2 protein-coding genes are annotated in these 3,985 nt (G+C 64.8%); one reads left to right on the top strand and one right to left on the bottom strand.

Going from position 1 to position 3,985, the window contains the following annotated elements; translation table 11 throughout:
* Positions 1-36 precede the first annotated feature (36 nt).
* A complete protein-coding gene (locus JHD07_RS32985; protein ID WP_291629740.1) occupies positions 37-2,451 on the bottom strand; it encodes a phosphoketolase in 2,415 nt (804 codons plus the stop codon).
* Positions 2,452-2,661: 210 nt separating this feature from the next.
* Here JHD07_RS32985 and JHD07_RS32990 point away from each other — a divergent pair, with 210 nt between their 5' ends.
* Entirely contained in the window at positions 2,662-3,825 is a 1,164-nt protein-coding gene (locus JHD07_RS32990) for a PA0069 family radical SAM protein (protein ID WP_291629742.1), read from the top strand.
* Positions 3,826-3,985 lie beyond the last annotated feature (160 nt).

Below are 3,985 nucleotides of genomic sequence, written 5' to 3' on the forward strand. Positions count from 1 at the left end.
AACCCGAGTTGAGGACGAGGACCGTGTCCGGCATCGCTAGTCGCCGGCTTCGGCCGGCGTGTTGCCGCCGGCGCTGTTCTGCCAGACCCAGTCGCGGATCTCGGGCATGTCCTCGCCGTGCTCTCGGACATAGCGCGTGTGTTCGATCAGCTTGTCGCGGAACTGCTGCTTGGCGTGCGCAGCCTTGGTCGCCAGACCCGGCACGCGCTCGATCGCCTCGATCGCGAGATGGTAACGGTCGAGCCCGTTGAGCACGACCATGTCGAACGGCGTCGTCGTGGTGCCTTCCTCGGCAAAGCCGCGCACATGCATGCCGGCATGGTTGGTGCGGCTGTAGGTCAGCCGGTGGATCAGATAGGGATAGCCGTGATAGGCGAAGATGACGGGCTTGTCCGAGGTGAACAGACGGTCGAATTCGCGATCCGAAAGTCCGTGAGGGTGCTGGTTCTCCGGCTGCAGCGTCATGAGGTCGACGACGTTGACAACGCGGATCTTCAGGTCCGGCAGTGCCTTGCGCAAAAGGTCGGCGGCGGCGAGCGTCTCCAGCGTCGGCACGTCGCCGGCACAGGCCATCACCACGTCGGGCTCGCCCTTTCCGTCCTCCGTTCCCGCCCAGGTCCAGATGCCGATGCCGGCATCGCAATGCGTTGCCGCGTCCTGCATCGACAGCCATTGCGGCGCCGGCTGCTTGCCGGCGACGATCACGTTGATGCGGTTGTAGGTGCGCAAGGCATGGTCGGCGATCCACAGCAGGGTGTTGGCGTCCGGCGGGAAGTAGATGCGGACGATGTCGGCCTTCTTGTTGGCGACGAGATCGACGAAGCCGGGATCCTGATGGCTGAAGCCGTTGTGGTCCTGGCGCCAGACATGGGAAGTCAGGAGATAGTTGAGCGAGGCGATCGGACGGCGCCACGGCAGCTCGCGCGTCACCTTCAGCCATTTGGCATGCTGGTTGAACATGGAATCCACGATGTGGATGAAGGCCTCGTAGCACGAGAAGAAGCCGTGCCGTCCCGTCAGCAGATAGCCCTCGAGCCAGCCCTGGCAGAGATGCTCGCTCAAGACCTCCATCACGCGGCCGTCCTGGGCGAGATGCACGTCGTAGGGTTCGGTCGGCTCCATCCACACCCGTTCGGTCGCCTCGAACACGGCATCGAGGCGGTTTGACGCGGTCTCGTCCGGGCCCATGATGCGGAAGTTACGCTCCTTCTCGTTGAGGCGGATGACATCGCGCAGGAACTTGCCGAGCTCGCGCGTCGCTTCGGCAATGACTTCGCCAGGCTGCGGCACGTCCACCGCGAAGCTGCGAAAGTCCGGCAGCTTCAGCTCCTTCTTCAACAGGCCGCCGTTGGCATGCGGGTTGGCGCCCATGCGCCTGACGCCTTCGGGCGCGAGCGCCTGAAGCTCGGGAATGAGCGCGCCGTTCGCATCGAACAGCTCTTCGGGCTCGTAACTGCGCATCCAGTCTTCGAGGATTTTCAGATGCGCCGGATTTTCCCGGCAGCCTGCGACCGGCACTTGATGTGCGCGCCAAAAGCCCTCGACCTTCTTGCCGTCGACCTCTTTCGGGCCGGTCCAGCCCTTTGGGCTGCGCAGCACGATCATCGGCCAGCGCGGCCGCTCGACGCTTGTCCGCCCGTCGCGGGCGTGCTGCTGGATCGAGCGGATGCTCGTCAACGCGACGTCGAGTGCATCCGCCATGGCCTGGTGCATTAATCGGGGATCATCGCCTTCGACGAACAGGGGCTCATGGCCGAACCCGCGGAACAGATCGCGGATCTCCGCATCCTTCATCCGCCCCAGCACGGTGGGATTTGCGATCTTGTAGCCGTTGAGATGCAGGATCGGCAGCACCGCGCCGTCATGGGCGGGGTTCAGGAACTTGTTGGAGTGCCAGGACGCGGCGAGCGGGCCGGTCTCGGCCTCGCCGTCGCCGACCACGCAGGCGACGATCAGATCGGGGTTGTCGAATGCAGCGCCATAGGCGTGCACCAGCGCATAGCCAAGCTCGCCGCCCTCGTGGATCGAGCCGGGCGTTTCCGGCGCCGCATGGCTCGGGATGCCGCCGGGGAAGGAGAACTGCCTGAACAGCTTGCGTAATCCGTCCGCATTGCGGGCGATCTCGGGGTAGATCTCGCTGTAGCTGCCCTCGAGATAAGTGTTGGCGACCATGCCCGGTCCGCCATGACCGGGGCCGCAGACATAGATGACGCTGAGGTCCAGCGCGCGGATCACGCGATTGAGATGGGCATAGATGAAGTTCAGCCCCGGCGTCGTGCCCCAATGTCCGAGCAGACGCGGCTTGATGTGCTCGGGCCGCAGGGGCTCGCGCAGCAGCGGATTGTCGAGCAGGTAGATCTGCCCGACGGAGAGGTAGTTGGCGGCGCGCCAATAGCGATCGAGCAGATCGAGGTCGCTGCTCGCTTCGGCCGTTTTTTGCTGGATTGTCATGTTCCTGCCAACCTTCACTTCGCGATCGTCACCAACCCGGTTCCGGGGCGATCGATCCTTCGGGCATGAAACGGGATGGTCGTGACGGCCATGTTGCGTGAGGTCAAAGGCGAGCGCGCGAAGTTTGGGCAGCTCTACTTTGCATGGGGTTGTTTTCACGTTTTTGGTTTGCGTTCTTGATTTGTTCCGTTCACATGCTATCTTGGCTTCATGAGTCCAGCATCCTCTCATGCTCTCAAGCACCCGCCGGTCACGGCGCCCTCCGAGCCGGCGGGTGCGCCTTCGGATTTCCCTGAGCTTGGCGTCGCCATCGAGCGCGCGCGGAGGCGAGGGCGGGGCGCCCAGTCGAACGCCAGCGGCCGCTACGAGGCCGAGGCCCGCGTCGCTTTCGATGACGGCTGGCAGAGCCTGGACGAGCTGCCGCCGTTCAAGACCACTGTCGCTATCGACACCTCGCGCAAGGTGATCACCCGCAATGATTCCCCCGACATCGGCTTCGACCGCTCGATCAATCCCTATCGCGGCTGCGAGCATGGCTGCGTCTATTGCTTCGCGCGGCCGACCCACGCCTATCTCGGCCTGTCGCCGGGGCTGGATTTCGAGTCAAAGCTGTTCGCCAAGCCAGAGGCGCCGGCGCTGCTCGAGAAGGAGCTCGCCGCCGCCGGCTACGAGCCGCGGACGATTGCGATCGGCACCAACACCGATCCCTATCAGCCGATCGAGCGCGAGCGGAAGATCATGCGCGGCATCCTCGAGGTTCTGGAGCGCGCCTCGCATCCCGTCGGCATCGTCACCAAATCGGCGCTGGTCCTGCGCGACATCGACATTCTCCAGCGGATGGCCAAGCGCAATCTCGCCAAGGTTGCGATCTCAGTGACCTCGCTTGATCCGAAGCTGGCGCGGACCATGGAGCCGCGGGCCTCGACGCCGACGAAGCGGCTGGAGGCGCTCAAACAGCTCTCGGAGGCCGGCATTCCGACCACCGTGATGGTTGCGCCCGTGATCCCCGCGCTGAACGATTCCGAGATCGAGCGCATCCTCGATGCCGCCGCCCATGCTGGCGTCAAGGAAGCCGCCTATGTGTTGCTGCGCCTCCCGCTGGAGGTCCGCGATCTCTTCCGTGAATGGCTGATGGCGAACTATCCGGACCGCTATCGCCACGTCTTCACGCTGATCCGCGACATGCGCGGCGGGCGCGACTACGACGCCAAATGGGGCGAGCGGATGAAGGGCACGGGACCGATGGCCTGGACCATCGGCCGCCGCTTCGAGATCGCCTGCGAGCGGCTCGGCCTCAACAAGCGGCGTTCCAAGCTGACGACGGACCACTTTGCCCGGCCAAAGCGGAACGGCGATCAGCTCAGTCTGTTCTGAGCGGCGGCTGGCAGTGGCGGCCTGAATAGCGGGAATATCCTGGGTTCAGGGTTGCGCTGGCGAAGCCCCCTGGCGCACGATCCCGGCCATGATTCGGGACTCCTCCGCCAAGACCCCAGCCAAAGCCAGGGCCAGCGCCCCGGCGCAGCTGCCGGCCGGC

Origin of the sequence: Bradyrhizobium sp., from assembly GCF_016462955.1 — a bacterium.
Taxonomy (GTDB): domain Bacteria; phylum Pseudomonadota; class Alphaproteobacteria; order Rhizobiales; family Xanthobacteraceae; genus Bradyrhizobium.